15 protein-coding genes are annotated in these 14,562 nt (G+C 74.0%); 5 read left to right on the top strand and 10 right to left on the bottom strand.

The annotated features are described in order from the left end of the window. Positions 1–28 precede the first annotated feature (28 nt). Positions 29–1,201, bottom strand: a complete 1,173-nt coding sequence (locus HDA31_RS30770; protein WP_178066860.1) for a thiolase family protein — start codon at positions 1,199–1,201, stop codon at positions 29–31. A gap of 143 nt (positions 1,202–1,344) precedes the next feature. On the opposite strand from HDA31_RS30770, the gene HDA31_RS30765 reads away from it, so the two are divergent. Beyond that, complete coding sequence (locus HDA31_RS30765) at positions 1,345–1,815, top strand: PH domain-containing protein (protein WP_178066861.1); 471 nt, start codon at positions 1,345–1,347, stop codon at positions 1,813–1,815. On the opposite strand, the gene HDA31_RS30760 is transcribed toward HDA31_RS30765, so the two are convergent. Next, the gene (locus HDA31_RS30760; protein WP_074479035.1) at positions 1,812–2,723 is read right to left on the bottom strand and encodes a rhomboid family intramembrane serine protease; all 912 of its coding nucleotides are present in this window, start codon (positions 2,721–2,723) and stop codon (positions 1,812–1,814) included. The genes HDA31_RS30765 and HDA31_RS30760 overlap by 4 nt on opposite strands. Before the next feature lie 64 nt (positions 2,724–2,787). After that, on the bottom strand, positions 2,788–3,318 hold the full coding sequence (locus HDA31_RS30755; RefSeq protein ID WP_178066862.1) for a peptidylprolyl isomerase: 531 nt from the start codon (positions 3,316–3,318) through the stop codon (positions 2,788–2,790). A gap of 84 nt (positions 3,319–3,402) precedes the next feature. Between HDA31_RS30755 and HDA31_RS30750 the strand changes: the two genes are divergently transcribed. Continuing rightward, positions 3,403–4,149: a hypothetical protein gene (locus tag HDA31_RS30750; RefSeq protein ID WP_178066863.1), complete on the top strand. Its 747-nt coding sequence runs from the start codon at positions 3,403–3,405 to the stop codon at positions 4,147–4,149. A gap of 171 nt (positions 4,150–4,320) precedes the next feature. Here the strand turns inward: HDA31_RS30750 and corA are convergent, their stop codons facing one another. Together corA and HDA31_RS30740 are read right to left on the bottom strand one after the other, a co-directional pair. Next, positions 4,321–5,469, bottom strand: coding sequence for a magnesium/cobalt transporter CorA (gene corA / locus HDA31_RS30745; protein WP_178066864.1), 1,149 nt, complete (start codon positions 5,467–5,469; stop codon positions 4,321–4,323). A 392-nt stretch (positions 5,470–5,861) separates the two neighbouring features. Continuing rightward, positions 5,862–6,956, bottom strand: a complete 1,095-nt coding sequence (locus HDA31_RS30740) for an aminotransferase-like domain-containing protein (RefSeq protein ID WP_178066865.1) — start codon at positions 6,954–6,956, stop codon at positions 5,862–5,864. A 234-nt stretch (positions 6,957–7,190) separates the two neighbouring features. Between HDA31_RS30740 and HDA31_RS30735 the strand changes: the two genes are divergently transcribed. Together HDA31_RS30735 and HDA31_RS30730 are read left to right on the top strand one after the other, a co-directional pair. Further along, entirely contained in the window at positions 7,191–8,021 is an 831-nt protein-coding gene (locus HDA31_RS30735) for a 3'(2'),5'-bisphosphate nucleotidase CysQ (RefSeq protein ID WP_074479030.1), read from the top strand. Between the two features lie 38 nt (positions 8,022–8,059). Next, positions 8,060–9,208: a glycoside hydrolase family 26 protein gene (locus tag HDA31_RS30730; RefSeq protein WP_178066866.1), complete on the top strand. Its 1,149-nt coding sequence runs from the start codon at positions 8,060–8,062 to the stop codon at positions 9,206–9,208. 6 nt (positions 9,209–9,214) lie between these two features. Here HDA31_RS30730 and HDA31_RS30725 read toward each other — a convergent pair whose 3' ends face one another. From HDA31_RS30725 to HDA31_RS30710, 4 genes are read right to left on the bottom strand one after another with little or no spacing between them, the layout of a single operon-like run. Next, a complete protein-coding gene (locus tag HDA31_RS30725; RefSeq protein WP_178066867.1) occupies positions 9,215–10,165 on the bottom strand; it encodes a glycosyltransferase family 2 protein in 951 nt (316 codons plus the stop codon). Then, the gene (locus tag HDA31_RS30720) at positions 10,162–11,127 is read right to left on the bottom strand and encodes a sulfotransferase family protein (protein WP_178066868.1); all 966 of its coding nucleotides are present in this window, start codon (positions 11,125–11,127) and stop codon (positions 10,162–10,164) included. The genes HDA31_RS30725 and HDA31_RS30720 overlap by 4 nt, the downstream gene beginning before the upstream one ends. Further along, positions 11,115–11,651: a glycosyltransferase gene (locus tag HDA31_RS30715; protein ID WP_083303059.1), complete on the bottom strand. Its 537-nt coding sequence runs from the start codon at positions 11,649–11,651 to the stop codon at positions 11,115–11,117. Before HDA31_RS30715 ends, HDA31_RS30720 begins: the two co-directional genes overlap by 13 nt. 56 nt (positions 11,652–11,707) lie before the next feature. Further along, the gene (locus HDA31_RS30710) at positions 11,708–12,148 is read right to left on the bottom strand and encodes a glycosyltransferase family 28 protein (protein ID WP_074479025.1); all 441 of its coding nucleotides are present in this window, start codon (positions 12,146–12,148) and stop codon (positions 11,708–11,710) included. Positions 12,149–12,398: 250 nt separating this feature from the next. Here HDA31_RS30710 and HDA31_RS30705 point away from each other — a divergent pair, with 250 nt between their 5' ends. Further along, positions 12,399–13,382, top strand: a complete 984-nt coding sequence (locus tag HDA31_RS30705) for a sulfotransferase family protein (RefSeq protein ID WP_083303046.1) — start codon at positions 12,399–12,401, stop codon at positions 13,380–13,382. 104 nt (positions 13,383–13,486) lie between these two features. Here the strand turns inward: HDA31_RS30705 and HDA31_RS30700 are convergent, their stop codons facing one another. Then, on the bottom strand, positions 13,487–14,410 hold the full coding sequence (locus HDA31_RS30700) for a core-2/I-branching beta-1,6-N-acetylglucosaminyltransferase family protein (protein ID WP_178066869.1): 924 nt from the start codon (positions 14,408–14,410) through the stop codon (positions 13,487–13,489). Positions 14,411–14,562: the final 152 nt, after the last annotated feature.

Genomic DNA, 14,562 nt, shown 5'->3' with positions numbered 1-14,562 from the left:
CGGCGAGGGGTTTTCCCCGCCCGCCGGCTCAGAGCAGCTCGACGATGGTGGCGTTGGCCATGCCGCCGCCCTCGCACATGGTCTGGAGGCCGTAGCGGATGCCGTTGTCGCGCATGTGCTGGAGCATCGTGGTCATGATCCGGGCCCCGGACGCGCCGAGCGGGTGCCCCAGGGCGATCGCGCCGCCGCGCGGGTTCAGCCGCTCCGGGTCCGCCTCCGTCTCGGCGAGCCAGGCCAGCGGCACCGGGGCGAACGCCTCGTTCACCTCGTACACCCCGATCTCCTCGATGCCCAGCCCCGCGCGGCGCAGGGCCTTCGCGGTGGCCGGGATCGGCGCGGTGAGCATGGCGACCGGGTCGTCGGCGGCGACCACGGCGGTGTGCACCCGGGCCAGCGGGCGCAGGCCGTGCCGGCTGGCCCACTCGGAGGTGGTGACGGCGAGCGCGGCGGCGCCGTCGGAGATCTGGGACGCGGACCCGGCGGTGACGACGCCGTCGGCACGGAAGGGGGTCTTCAGCCCGCCCAGCTTCGCCAGCGAGGTGTCCTGCCGGATGCCCTCGTCGGCGGCGAACTTGCCGCCGTCGGCCAGCGCCACCGGGGCCAGCTCCGGGTCGAACGCCCCGGCGTCCTGGGCGGCGGCGGCCTTGACGTGGCTGGCGAGGGCGAACTCGTCGAGCTGGGCCCGGGAGAAGTGCCAGCGGGCGGCCATCAGCTCCGCGCCGACGCCCTGGTTGAACGGCAGCGGCTCGTCGTCGGCGAAGCCCTCGACGCCCCGGTAGCGGTCGCGGACCTGGGCGCTGAACGGCATGCCGCCGCCGACGCTGGAGCCCATCGGCACCCGGGTCATCGACTCGACGCCGCCCGCGACGACCAGGTCGGCCTGCCCGGACAGGACGGTGGCGGCGGCGAAGTGCAGGGCCTGCTGGCTGGAGCCGCACTGCCGGTCCAGGGTGGTGCCGGGCACCGACTCGGGCCAGCCGGCGGCGAGGACGGCGTTGCGGGCGACGTTCCACGACTGCTCGCCGACCTGGGACACGCAGCCCCAGATCACGTCGTCGACCTGCCCGGGGTCGATCCCGGTGCGCTCGGCGAGGGCGCGCAGCACGTGCGCCGAGAGGTCGACCGGGTGCACGGCGGCGAGGCTGCCCGCGCGCCGCCCGACCGGGGTGCGCACCGCACCGACGATGACCGCGTCACTCATGTTTACTCCCCGGTAACCTGGCTGCCCCGATAGTACGTCCTCCGCCGCCCGGTCGTCCCCCCGCGACGGCCGGGCCGGTCGCGGGCGGGCCCCGGTCGCAGGCGGAACCCTGTCACGGTGGGCCCGGCTGGCATCCTGGTGGGATGGAGCCGGCACCGACCCCCGCAGCACCGTCGGCCCGGCAGTGGCGGGTGCCGCCCGCGCTGCCGGCGCTGAAGCTGGTCGGCGCGGCGGCGCTGGTCGGGCTCGGGCTGGTGTTCGCCGACGGCGACCGGGTGCGGCTCGTGCTCGCCGGGGTGGTGGCCGCCGGGCTGGCCGGCTGGGCGCTGCGGGACCTGCTGGCCCCGGTGCGGCTCGCGGTCGACCCGGCGGGGATCACCGTGGTCCGGGGCTTCGCGGGCCGGCGGCACCTCGACTGGGCCGCCGTCGAGACGATCACCGTGGACCGGCGGCCCCGGCTGGGCCTGTCCGCCGAGGTTCTGGAGATCGACGCGGGCGAGTCGCTGCACCTGTTCGGCCGCTACGACCTGGACGCCCCGCCCGGCGAGGTGGCCGACGCCCTGCGCGCCGCCCACGCCCGGTCGCCCGGTGCGGGCCAGCTCGGTGCGGGCTAGCCGGTCAGCGTCAGGGTGCGCACGACCGCCAGGGCGAGCAGCGCCACCAGCAGGACGGCCGCGCCGGCGACCTGGAACAGCGTCCGCCGGGACCGGGGCGCGTACGCCAGCACCAGCGCCATGGCCCCGCCGGTCACCAGGCCGCCGAGGTGGCCCGGGATGGAGATGCCCGGCACGGTCAGGGTGAAGACCAGGTTGATCACCAGGACCGGCAGCACCGAGGAGATGTCCCGCCCCATCCGGCGTTCGATCACGATCAGCGCGGCGAAGAGGCCGAAGATCGCCGTCGACGCGCCGGCCGTGGTGGCGTTCTCGGCGCTGAACAGGTAGGCCGCCACGTTCCCGCCGAGGCCGGCGACCAGATAGAGGGCGAGGAAGCGCAGCGGGCCGAGGTTGGCCTCCAGGGACCGCCCGAGCACCCACAGCGCCCACATGTTCAGCAGCAGGTGCACGATGCCGTAGTGCAGGAACATCGCGGTGACCAGGCGGTACCACTCGCCCTGGGCGATGCCGTGCACGCTGCCGTCGGGGAAGAGGGCCTGGCCGAGCACCGAACCCCAGTCGGTGAGCGGGGTGCTGCCGCCCATCAGGCCGCCGAAGCCGGAGCCGCCGGCCAGCGCGTCCCCGCCCCGGTCGGAGGCGATGGACAGGAGCATGAGCAGCACGTTGAGCGCGATGAGCGCCTTGGTGACGTAGCCGAGGCGGCCGACGGCACCGCCACCGAAGGCGGTGCGCGCCGGCCGCACACTGCGGCGTCCCTCGTCCACGCACTCCGGGCACTGGTGCCCGACCGAGGCGTCCCGCATGCAGTCGGGGCAGATCGGCCGGTCGCAGCGGGTGCAGCGGACGTACGTCTCCCGGCCGGGGTGCCGGTAGCAGACCGGGGTGGTCGGCGGGGACTCACTCACGGCTGCTGCCTCCCGGTGCGGCGGGGCGCTCGGTCATGCGAGCAAAGGTACCTCGCGCGGCCGGTCAGGCCGGGGTGCGCTCGATCTCGACGCGCTCGATGACGACGTCCTGGAGCGGGCGGTCGCTCGGGCCCGTGGGGGTGTTGGCGATCGAGTCGACGACCTTCGCCGACGCCTCGTCGGCCACCTGACCGAAGATGGTGTGCCGGTTGTTCAGGTGCGGGGTCGGGCCGACGGTGATGAAGAACTGCGAGCCGTTGGTGCCCGGCCCGGCGTTCGCCATGGCCAGCAGGTACGGCCGGTCGAAGCGCAGCTCGGGGTGGAACTCGTCACCGAACTTGTAGCCCGGGCCGCCGCGACCGGTGCCGGTCGGGTCACCCATCTGGATCATGAAGCCGCTGATCACCCGGTGCGAGATCGTGCCGTCGTAGTACGGCCCGTTGCCCGGCTGACCCGTCCGTGGGTCGGTGTACTCCTTGTTGCCCTCGGCCAGGTCGACGAAGTTGCGGACCGTCTTCGGCGCGTGGTTGGGAAACAGCTCCAGCCGGATCGGACCGGCGTTGGTGTGCAAGGTGGCGTAGACAGCCTCGGCCACGGGTACTCCTCAGTCGTTGGTCAGTTCCATGCGGATCCTCCCATGTGCCCGTTCTGGCAGTGCGGAGGCATCCGAAGGTGGAGGATGACGAAGGAACAACTCCCAGGAGGTGGGACCGTGTTTGGAATCGTGCGGCGCAAGACCCAGGGGCAGCTGGCGAGGGCCGAGCTGAACCAGGGCATCGGCCACCTGCGACAGGCCGCGACGTACGCCGCCAAGGGTGCCGGTGCCACGGTCGGCCCGCGGGTCCAGGCGGCCCGGGGAGCCGTCGCGCCGACCGCCCTCGTGGTGCGGGACCGGGCGTCCAGCGGTCTCGCGTCGACGGCCGCGGCCCTCGCGCCGCTCGCCCTGGCCGTCCGTAACGCACAGGCCGAGGCGGCCGGGAAGGCCGTCGCGGGGAAGAAGGCCGCCGCCGCGCGGCAGGCCGCGGTGAGCAGGAAGGTCAAGGCGAAGAGCATGAAGGCGAAGCGGAAGCAGAAGCGCTCGCGGGGCACGATGGTCGGCCTGCTGGCCGCCGGCACGGTCGCCGGCCTGGCCGGCGCCATGGCGCTGCGTCGCCGTCGCGAGCAGCAGGAATGGTCCGAGTACGACCCGACCCGCACCCTGGAGCCGGCCCGCGACGAGGTGGACACCCTGGTCGTGGAGACCCCCTCGGCCGGTGCCTCGGCCCCCCGGCCCGGCGCCCAGCCGGTGATCCACCCGACCGACCGGGTCCCCTCGGTCGCCGAGGGCGCCCGGGACGTCTCCGGCCGCCCGGCCGACAACCTCGACAAGGCCCTCGACAAGGGTCTCGACAAGGAGAAGGCGGCCGGCTCCGGCGGCCGCCGCTGACCCACGTGCCACCGCCCGCGGCGCGGCGACGACCCCCGTCGTCCCGCGCCGCAGGCGCTGCCGGCACGACCGGCCAGCTACGGCGGAGCCGTCAAGCCAGCCGCGACGGCAGCGCCGTCAGAGCCAGCCGCGACGGCAGCGCCGTCAGAGCCAGCCGCGACGGCGGAGCCGTCAGAGCCAGCCGTTGCGGCGGAACCAGCGGTAGAGCGCGAGCGAGATGGCCAGCATCAGGGCGAGCACGACCGGATAGCCGTACGTCATCTTGAGCTCCGGCATGTTCTCGAAGTTCATGCCGTAGATGCCGGCGATCGCGGTCCAGACCGCCGCGATGGCGGCCCACGCCGCGATCTTGCGCATGTCGTTGTTCTGGTCGACCGTGACCTGGGCCAGCCGCGCCTGGAGGATCGAGTTGAGCAGGTCGTCGTAGGAGTTGACCTGCTCGACCGTGCGGCTGAGGTGGTCCTGCACGTCCCGGAAGTAGCGCCGCACCTCCTGCGGGATCTCCCGGCTGACCTGCGCGGTGAGGGTCATCAGCGGACGCTGCAACGGGACGACGGCCCGCTTGAACTCGACCAGCTCCCGCTTCATCTGGTAGATCCGCTGGATCCGGCCGCTGCTCTGCCGGTCGAACACGTCGGCCTCCAGGACGTCCAGGTCGTCCTCCAGCTGGTCGGCCACCTCCAGGTAGAGGTCGACCACCCGGTCGGTGACCGCGTACGCGACGGCCCAGGGGCCGTGCGCCAGCAGGTCGTGCTTGGCCTCCAGGTCGGCGCGGACCGGGGCGAGCCGGCAGGCGTCGCCGTGCCGGACGCTGATCACGAAGTTCGGGCCGATGAAGAGCATCACCTGACCGGTCTCGACGACCTCCGAGTTCTCGGTCAGCTCGTCGTGCTCGCAGTACCGGGCGGTGCGCAGCACCAGGAAGCTCACCTCGCCGAAGCGTTCCAGCTTGGGCCGCTGCTGGGCCTTGACGGCGTCCTCGACGGCCAGCTCGTGCAGGCCGAACGTGGCGGCGATCGCCGTCATCTCGGCCAGCTCCGGCTCGTGCAGGCCGATCCAGACGAAGCCGCGCTCCCGGCGGGCGGCGGCCAGCGCCTCCGCGTAGTGCCGGTCGCCGGGCTGCCGCCGGCCGTCGACGTAGAGGGCGGAGTCCATGACCGCGCTGCGGCCGGAGCCGACGCCGGGCGGCACGGGCGCGCGCTGGCTGCCGTCGGCGTTGAGGATCCGGGTCATCGCCCGCACCGGGGCCCAGGCCCGGGGTTTGATCGCCCGCGCACCCGTGGGCGACGTGGCCTCGTTCCGCTCCGTCCGGTCCGACATGGCGACCCCCTCCCCGCGCTGCCGCGACCGCCGACGCCGCCGCGGGTTGCAGGGTACGCCCGTCGGAGCCGGGCCGGCCGGCACCGCCCGCCGCAGGCCGGCCCGCCGACGCTGCCGCCGGAGAACGGGCCGGCCGCCGCCACCCGCCGGGGCGGGGCGGCGCCGGGTGGGCCGGGTCGCATCAGGGGGGTGAGGGGCGGCCCGGCCCACCCGACGCCCTTGGGGGCGGGGGTGATGCCTCGCGCGCCGCCGGCCGGGGCCGCCCGGCCCACGTCGGGGCAGGCGGGCCGGCCGGTGTGAACGGCGCTCGCAGCATTGTGGGCCGTGGACCGGGCGGAGGGGAGACCCCACCCGGCCCGCACCACCGTGTTGTGACCAAACTGACAGGAAAGTCAGCCCCGAACGGCTGCCATCGCCTCCGCGAGTCGGCGGACGCCCTCGTCGATCCGGTCGGCGGTGACGGCCGAGAAGGCCAGCCGGAGCGCGTGCTGCCCGCCGTCGACCACGAAGTCACTGCCCTTGACGACCGCCACGCCGCGCTCGGCCGCCGCCGGGGCGAGGCGGTCGACCAGCACGTCCTCGGGCAGTTCGACCCAGAGGAAGTAGCCGCCGTCCGGCTCGACGAAGCGCGCCTCGGGGATGTGCCGGCGCAGCGACTCGGCGAGCACCCGGGCCCGCTCGCCGAGGGCCGCGCTGACCTTCTCGATCGAGCGGGTGATGTCGCCGGAGACGCAGAACTGGTGCACGATCGCCTCGGAGACCATGCCCGGCGAGATGTAGAGGCTGGTGGCCTTCTTCGCGATGTCGCCGATCAGGTCCGCCGGCCCGACCAGGTAGCCGACCCGTACGCCGGGGCAGACCGTCTTGGTGAAGCTGGAGGCGTGCACCACCACGCCCCGGGTGTCCATCGACAGCATCGAGGGCAGCGGCTCGCCCCGGAACCGGATGTCGGCGTACGGGTCGTCCTCGAAGAGGGTGAAGCCGTACTCGGCGGCCAGGTCGAGCAACTCCCGCCGCTTGTCCAGCGACAGCGTGACGCCCGCCGGGTTCTGGTAGTTCGGGATGACGTGGGCGAGCTTGGGGCGTACCCCGGACTCCAGCAGCTTGCGCAGCTCGGCGGTGTCCAGGCCGTCGGGCTGGACGGTCACGCCGTGGACCTCGCCGCCCATCCGCTGGAGGTTCAGCAGCGTCCGGTCGTAGGTGGGGCGTTCCACCACGACCGCGTCGCCGGCCCGGACCAGGTGGTCGAAGAGGAACGCGTCGGCCTGGAGCGAGCCGTTGGTGACGAGCACCTGGTCCGCCTCGACGCCGTGCTTCTCGGCGATCCACTTCCGCAGGGGCGGGTAACCGACGGAGGTGCCGTACGCCGTGACCCCGGCGGGGTCGGCGTCGAAGGCGCGGACGGCGGCGGCCTTGAGCCCCTCGACATCGACGATGTCCAGCGAGGGAGCGCCACGGGCGAAGGAGATCAGCTGCTCGGCGGTCATGCGGACGAGCCTAGGGCCTGGCCCGGGCGCTCCGACCGGCATACACGCCAAGTTCAACATGCGGGCAGGACACGGGCGGCGAACGGCCGAAGCGGGAGACACCGAACGTGCGCGACACTCGTTGTCGATTATCGGACCGGTCTCTGGCCGCGCCCGGGCGACCGCCGAAGGATGGCGTCCGCCGGGCGGCGCAGGACGGTCCGGCAGCGGCACCGGAGGAGTGGTGAGGTTCACGTGACCGAGGACGGTACGGGTCGGCTCGACGACCAGGCGTTCGCCGAGTGGCTGGCCGGCGAGGCCGGGGTGGCGCTGACCGCGCTCCGCGCCGAGCAGGGCTTCGCCGACCCGAAGGCGCTCAAGGACGCCGGCGACAAGGTCTCCCACGACCTGATGTCGACGGCCCTGGCCCGGTGGCGTCCGGCCGACGCGGTGCTCTCCGAGGAGCAGGCCGACAGCCGGCGCGCCTGGGTCGACGACCCGTCCGCCGGGGACCGGCCGACCCGGCTCACCGCCGACCGGGTGTGGATCATCGACCCGCTGGACGGCACCCGCGAGTTCTCCGAGTCCGGCCGCGACGACTGGGCGGTGCACGTGGCGCTGTGGCAGCGGTCGGCCGGACCGGACGGCGCGCTGGTCGCGGGAGCGGTCGGCATGCCGGCCCGGACCGGCCCCGACGGCACCCCGCTGGTGCTCGGCAACCGGGTCCCGGCCGCGCCGGCCGTCGACGGGCCACTGCGGATCGCGGTGAGCCGCAGCCGTCCGCCCGCGTTCGTCAGCGAGCTCGTCGAGGGCATCGGCGCCCGCGCGGTGCCGATGGGCTCCGCCGGGGTGAAGGTCTGCGCGGTGGTCACCGGCGAGGTCGACGCGTACGTGCACGCCGGCGGCCAGTACGAGTGGGACTCGGCGGCCCCGGTCGCCGTGGCCCTCGGCGCGGGCATGCACGCGTCCCGGATCGACGGCTCGCCACTGCGCTACAACCGGGACGACCCGCGCCTTCCGGACCTGCTGGTGTGCCGGCCGGAGCACGCGGGGTCCCTGCTCGCGGCCATCGACCGCTACCGTTGACGACGCCCGCTTCCGGCACCGCCGATCCGAGGAGGGTCATGAGTCCCGGCCCCACCGCCGCGCCCGCTCTCGCGCCCGCCCCGCCCGAGCCCGACCCGCCCCGTCCCCGGCGACGGCTGCTGCTCGGCCGCTGGTGGCTGCTGCCGCTGACCGCCGGGGCGCTCGCGCTGGGCACCACGGTCGCCCTCGCCACCAACGGGGACCTGCCCGGCCGGCAGGCCCCGCCGGGCACCGACGCCACCGGCGGCAAGGCCGGTCTCGGCCCGGCCGCCCCCGGCAGCCGCCCCACGCCGGGCGGCAACGAGGGCTTCGGCGCGGGCCCCAGATCGGGCTCGCCGAGCCCGAGCGTCAGCGGCGGGGCCACCTCGGGCGGCTTCCCGGGCGGCCGGAACACGCTGCCGGGGGCGAGCATCTACCTCCAGAACGGGGAGAGCTTCGCCGCCGGGCTCGCCCGGTCCGACCGCAGCTACGGCCCGCTGCGCATGGTCCGGGTCTTCTACCCGGGGCTGCCGCCGTCCTGGTCGGGCAGCCGCGCCGACGTCGCCGACCGGACGGTGGTCGTCTCGTTCAAGGCCCCGCCCGGTGAGGTGGCCGCCGGCAAGCACGACTCGCGGCTGGCCTCCTGGTTCCGCTCCGTGCCCCGGGACCTCGACGTCTACTGGTCCTACTTCCACGAGCCGGAGGACGACATCGAGCGCGGCTCGTACACGGCCGCCCAGTACCGGTCCGCGTGGAAGCGCCTCGCCGGCCTCGCCGACCGGGCCGGCAACGCCCGGCTGCGGTCCACGCTCATCCTGATGTGCTGGACGCTCAACCCGAACTCCCGGCGCAGCTTCGACGACTACTGGCCGGGCGGCGAGGCGATCGACGTGCTCGGCTGGGACTGCTACAACAGCGGCGGGAAGTACGACCGGTACACCGACCCGGCGCAGGTCTTCACCCCGATGATCAACAAGTCGAAGGCGCTGGGCAAGCCGTGGGGGCTCGCCGAGACCGGCAGCGTCCGCATCGCCGGCGACAGCAGCGGCACCGGCCGGGCCGCGTGGATCCGGTCGATGAGCCGCTATCTCGACGGGCAGCGCCCGCTGTGGGTGGCCTACTACGACTACGAGGTGTCCGGCGGCGACTTCCGGCTCCTCGACGCGCCGAGCCGGGAGGCGTGGCGGGCCTGGTGCGCCGCCTCCTGACGAGGCTCAGATGCCCCGGCCGCGCTTGTGCAGCGTACGCAGGACGCGGTCGGGGTCCACGGCCCGGCTGGCCACGGCCAGGGCCAGGTAGGCGCGCGGCTCCCGGGGGTTGCGCGACAGCGTGCGCCGGGCCCAGCGCACGGCCTCGCCCCGGTTGCCCAGCGCCGCCTGGGCGAACGCGATCTGCCCACTGACCCGGGCCTCGCCGGCCGGCACGGTGGCGAACTCCGGATAGCGGCCGAGCAGCCACTGCAACGCCACGGAGATGGTCTCCCAGCGCTGGGCGAAGTAGGACTGCTTGTGCCAGCGCACCGTCACGTACGGCTGCGCCAGGTTGACCAGCGGGGCGTGCCGGGCGGCCCGGAGCAGGAACTCGTAGTCCTCCGCGTAGCTGCCCGGGATCTCCTCGTCGACGAGCCCGATGCCGTCGAGCAGCGCGTCCCGGCGGATCAGGAACGTCGACGGGTGCAGCTCGGTGTGCCGGTCGCGCAGCAGGGCGGCCAGCGGCACCCGGTCGACGGGCAGCACCCGGTCGACCTGGCGGCCGTCGTAGTCGACGCGGATGCCGCAGCTCACGAACGCGCCGTCGCCGGCGGCGGTGAGCGCCGCCACCTGGGCGGCGAGCTTGCCGGGCAGCCACTCGTCGTCGTCGTCGCAGAACGCCACCAGGTCGCCGGTGGCGGCCAGGATGCCGGTGTTGCGGTTGCCGGCCAGGCCGGGGGTGCGCTGGTTGACCAGCACGGTGATCCGGGGGTCGTCGGCCAGCGACCGGTCCGGCTCGGACTGGTCGTAGACGACCACCGCGTCGACCCGACCCGGGTAGTCCTGGCCGAGGATCGCATCGAGGGCCTTGCGCAGCAGCTCGGGGCGGTCCCGGGTGGGGACCACGGCGGTCACCGACGGGTACGGCGCGCCCGGCTCGGCCGTCGCGTCTGCGTCGTTCACCGACTCGGTCATGGTGCCTCCGTGGAACCCGGGCGGCCGAGGCCGACGTATCCGTACCGCAGACGCAGGGGCAGCGTCGCGGCGCTCACCACCACCCGGCTGCGCGACGGCAGGGCCGTGCGCCAGGCGTCGTCCTGCCGGACCCGCAGCGGGCCGGCGTTGAACCGCAGCGGGTTCCCGGCGATGCTGTGCGCCCGGCGCAGGGGCACGGGCGACGGGTCGAGCACCCGCAGCGCCTCGGGGTCGTCGGGCAGGCCGGCGAAGCGGCGCAGCCGGGCGACCGTGCCGCGCGGGTCGGCGGTGAAGTCCTCGTAGCGCAGCCGGACCACCGGCGCGCGGGTGGCCAGCAGGTGGAACGCCGCGTTCTGCGCCGTCCACAGCTTGCTCACCGTGAACGGCGAGAAGGTCGGCATGTACGCCTCGGCGTCCACCACCTCGGGCCGGCGCACCTGCTTCGCCCACGAGTAGGCCACCGCCCGGCTGTCCCGCACCAGGTGCAGCACCCGCAGGTCGAGGTCGTCGGCCCAGCGCAGCGCGAACGCCGTGGACGCGTGCTTGCTGGAGTCCACCACCAGCAGCGCGCCGGTCACCGCCATCGCGGCGGCGTAGATGCGGGTGTAGAGGTCGGCGTACCGGCGCACCTCGTCGAGCTGCGCGGCGGGCAGCTCGGCGCGGGCCAGCCGGGGGATGTGCCGGGTGCGGTCCACGGCGTCCTTGAGCGCCAGCACCTCGGCGCGGTCGACGGCGGACCAGCCGCCGAACGCGTGCTCGCCGACGCGCTGCCAGAAGTCGCAGGCGGTGAACCGCTCGCCGCAGCCGCACCGCTCGTCGCCGCCGAGCGCCCGCTCCCACAGGTGCACCACCTCGCCGACGGCGCAGACGTCGGGGTGCTGGGCGAGGATCAGCTCCAGCAGGGTGGAGCCGCTGCGCCCCAGCCCGCCGACGAAGAGCACGCGGGCGGTCACCGCCACCACCTGCGCCGCCCCGGCGTCCGGCTGGCGCGGACCAGGTCCTCGACGATCCGGCCGACCTCGGTGGCGGCGGCGACCCGGGGGTCGGGCCGGTCCGGGTCGGCCGCGAGGGCGTACGTCAACGGGTCCGCCACGCCCTTGTCGAGCGCCTCGACCAGGTCGGCCTCGGCCTCGACGAGCCTGACCATGCCCGCCGCGCCGAGCCGGCGGGCGAAGAGCTGCTGGTGGTTGTCGACGTGCTCGTCGCGGGTCGGGTCCCGGGGCACCACGATCGGCAGGTGCCCGTGCCGGCGGGCCTCGGTGATGGTGGCGGGGCCGCCGTGGCAGACCACCAGGTCCGCCTCGGTCATCGCCCGCTGGAGCTCGTCGTGGGCCAGGAACGGCGCCCCGCCCGGCAGCCGGGGCGCGCGGCTGCGGCCGTGCTGCACGACGAGGCGGACCTCCGGCGCGGCGGCGTCGCGGCCGGCGTGCCAGCGTTCCAGCCAGTCGACCAGCCGGTCGAAGCGGTGCACGTCCGTGCCGACCATGGCGAGGATCGTGCGGGGGGCCGGGGAGTTGCCGCGCTGGCGCGGGATCGGCAGGCTCACAGCAGGTTTCCCACCACGGTCGCCTTCGGGTAGAGCCGGCGCTGCTCCTCCCACTGCACGAGCATCGCCGAGAGGAACGGCCGGCACAGCCGGGCCGACAGGGTCGGGGTGTCGATCCGGTCGTACACCTCGATGTAGACCGTGGGGATGCCGCGCAGCCGGGCCACGATCACGAACGGCAGGGCGACGCCGGCGCCGGTGGTGACCACCGCGGCGACGTCCCGCCCCCGGAACACCCGCACGGCCAGCCACAGGTTGCGGGCCAGGTTCTTCAGGTTGCGGGTGGTCGGGTGGTGCGCCCAGACGACGTCCTCGCCGTCGAGCAGCGAACGGGCGTCCGGAGTGTCGAAGGTCACCCAGGAGCGGGCCCGGTCGCGGTACCACGGTGCGAGCGCCACCAGTTGGGCGAGGTGCCCGCCGCTGGAACCGACGAGCATGACTTCACCAGACTCCACGTCCACCCGCCTCCCGAGGGCCCACCGCGCCCCGGGACGCGCCCACCGGGGGCGGTCGACCGGACGGCGCGACGCCGCCACAATGTAGCGGCCTCCGGAACTGAAACATAAGTGGCGTTCACCATCATCCGGCCTGTCGGATGGTTGCCAGCAGGACCTTCCGCCAATGCCGGGCTCCCCCGTTGCGCACCTAGACTGCCGCTGACAGCACCGGGGGGCGAGGGGATCGCGGATGACCGACGAGACGGCCGAGGCAGCGCAGGGTGCCGGCGACGGGGTGGCCCCCGACCCGGTCACCGTCCTCTACGTCTGCGGCATGCCGCGCAGCGGCTCCACGCTGCTCGATCTGATGCTCGGCCAGTTCGTCGGGCACTGCGACGTCGGCGAGCTGTTCTACCTCTGGCAGTCCGGCGTCGAGCGCAACTTCCGGTGCGCCTGCGGCGAGCACTTCGACGCGTGCCCGTTCTGGGGCGAGGTGGGCCGCCGGGCGTACGGCGGGTGGTCGCAGATCGACGTGGCCGACGTGCGGGCGCTACAGAGCCGGGTCGACGCCACTTCCAAGATTCCGCTGATCGTGAACCCGGGGATGTCCACGGCCTTCCGGCGGGACCTGGACCGCTACGTCGAGCTGCTGACCCCGCTCTACCGGGCGGTGGCCGAGGTGTCCGGGGCCCGGGTGGTGGTCGACTCGACCAAGCGCCCCTCGCTGGCGTACATCCTGGCCCGCGCCCCGCAGATCGACCTGCGGCTGGTGCACGTGCTGCGGGACCCGCGCGGGGTGGCGTACTCGTGGAGCCAGGTGGTCGAGCTGCCCGAGGGCACCTCGGCCAAGGGCCGGATGAACCAGCGGTCGGCCCGGCTGACCGCCCGGCGCTGGGTCACCGTCAACGCGATGGTCGCCGCGCTGGGCCGCCGGGGCGTGCCGCGGGTCACCGTCCGGTACGAGGACCTGGTCCGCGACCCACGCGGGGAGCTGGGCCGGATCGCGGCGCTGACCGCCGACGTGACAGGTGTCGTCGACCCGCTGGAGTTCCTCCGCGACAACGAGTTCGAGCAGGCCGGCTCGCACGCGGTGGCCGGCGGCCGGATCCGGATGCGCAGCGGCCCGATCACGCTGGCGCTGGACGAGAAGTGGCGTCGCGAGTACGCCCCGGGGCCCCGCCGCCTGGTCGGGGCGATGACCTGGCCGCTGCGCCGCCGCTACGGCTACCGCTGAGGGCTACGCGGGCTGCCGGCCCGGCTCGGCCGGCCCCGCGCGTCGGCTGACGGTGTTAGGAGGGGGCCCTTCCTATACTGAAAGCGTTAACAGGGTGCCCTTCCTTACGACCTCGCCAGCTGGGCGTCGAGGGTGTCGAGCAGCTCGGGGGCCCGCTCGTAGTCGAACTTGCGGGCGAAGTGCGCCCCGCTGGCCAGCGCGAGGGGGAGGTCCTCGGCGGTGAGCGACTTGGGGTGGTTGAAGGTGCTGTCGCGGAAGTCGAAGTAGCGCTTGCAGTCCGGCACCAGGTCGAACCGGTCGGCGCTGCACACGATCGTCTGGAAGACCGCCTCGACCGGGGAGAGACAGTGTCGGAAATAGTCCACCACGTCCGGTCGCCGGTCGAAGTAGTCCCGCAGGTAGGCCACCACGGGCCAGCTCAGCGAGGAGAACGCGGACCCGCCGTGCAGCCGCAGGTCGGGGCCGAACGGGGTGCGGGCCCGGCGGCCGACGGCCAGCCCGTAGGACACGTGCACCCGCACCAGCGGCTGCACCCGGTTGACCGCCTGGAGCGGGCGGAGCAGCTTCTTGCCCCGGGGACTGAGCGGCAGCAGCCGGCGGTGCTGGAAGTGGTAGCGGGAGCGGACGCGGCTGCGCGGCCAGTGGCTCTCCGGCCCGTTGGCGTCCCAGTACTCCATGAACCCGTCGGCGCCCGAGTCGACCAGCTCCGCCTCGCACTCGCCGAGGGGCCGCAGCGGGTAGTCCTGACCGGTGATGTTCACCAGCCAGTCGACCTGCACCCCCTCGTCGTTCAGCCAGTCGACCGCGGCCATGTAGCGGTCGACATGACTGAAGTCACCGTATCCACCCTCGTGCATCTGCACGACGACGTCGGTCATCGAACGCAGCTCGGCGAGGTCCGGCGGGGCACCGTTCACGTCGTGGCTGACGTGCACAATGCTGTCGGGACTGTACTTCTTCACCGCGTGCACCAGCCGGTTCAGCTGCTCGGGCGACCGGTGGCTCTGGATGTGGTAGCAAAACCGCACCCGCCTATCCTCCCCTGCGACGCCGGTGCTGGAAAGCGACGCTTCGTCGGCTTCCCCTGACCGCCCGGATCAGGGAGACTCAGGTTTCCGCCGTGACGCCGCCCGTCACGGACGACTGGCCGGTCCGGTCCAAAGGGAGCGACACACCCCGA

Origin of the sequence: Micromonospora carbonacea, assembly GCF_014205165.1 — a bacterium.
GTDB lineage: Bacteria > Actinomycetota > Actinomycetes > Mycobacteriales > Micromonosporaceae > Micromonospora > Micromonospora carbonacea.
The sequence above is the reverse complement of the archived record's forward strand: the minus strand, read 5'-3'. Positions and strand labels throughout refer to the sequence as shown.

Bases quoted from the DNA above. Each gene is read 5' to 3' on its own strand.
- HDA31_RS30770 (WP_178066860.1), bottom strand. From the start codon at position 1,201: ATGAGTGACGCGGTCATCGTCGGTGCGGTGCGCACCCCGGTCGGGCGG.
- HDA31_RS30765 (WP_178066861.1), top strand. From the start codon at position 1,345: ATGGAGCCGGCACCGACCCCCGCAGCACCGTCGGCCCGGCAGTGGCGG.
- HDA31_RS30750 (WP_178066863.1), top strand. From the start codon at position 3,403: ATGACGAAGGAACAACTCCCAGGAGGTGGGACCGTGTTTGGAATCGTG.
- corA (WP_178066864.1), bottom strand. From the start codon at position 5,469: ATGTCGGACCGGACGGAGCGGAACGAGGCCACGTCGCCCACGGGTGCG.
- HDA31_RS30740 (WP_178066865.1), bottom strand. From the start codon at position 6,956: ATGACCGCCGAGCAGCTGATCTCCTTCGCCCGTGGCGCTCCCTCGCTG.
- HDA31_RS30730 (WP_178066866.1), top strand. From the start codon at position 8,060: ATGAGTCCCGGCCCCACCGCCGCGCCCGCTCTCGCGCCCGCCCCGCCC.
- HDA31_RS30725 (WP_178066867.1), bottom strand. From the start codon at position 10,165: ATGACCGAGTCGGTGAACGACGCAGACGCGACGGCCGAGCCGGGCGCG.
- HDA31_RS30715 (WP_083303059.1), bottom strand. From the start codon at position 11,651: ATGGTCGGCACGGACGTGCACCGCTTCGACCGGCTGGTCGACTGGCTG.
- HDA31_RS30710 (WP_074479025.1), bottom strand. From the start codon at position 12,148: ATGCTCGTCGGTTCCAGCGGCGGGCACCTCGCCCAACTGGTGGCGCTC.
- HDA31_RS30705 (WP_083303046.1), top strand. From the start codon at position 12,399: ATGACCGACGAGACGGCCGAGGCAGCGCAGGGTGCCGGCGACGGGGTG.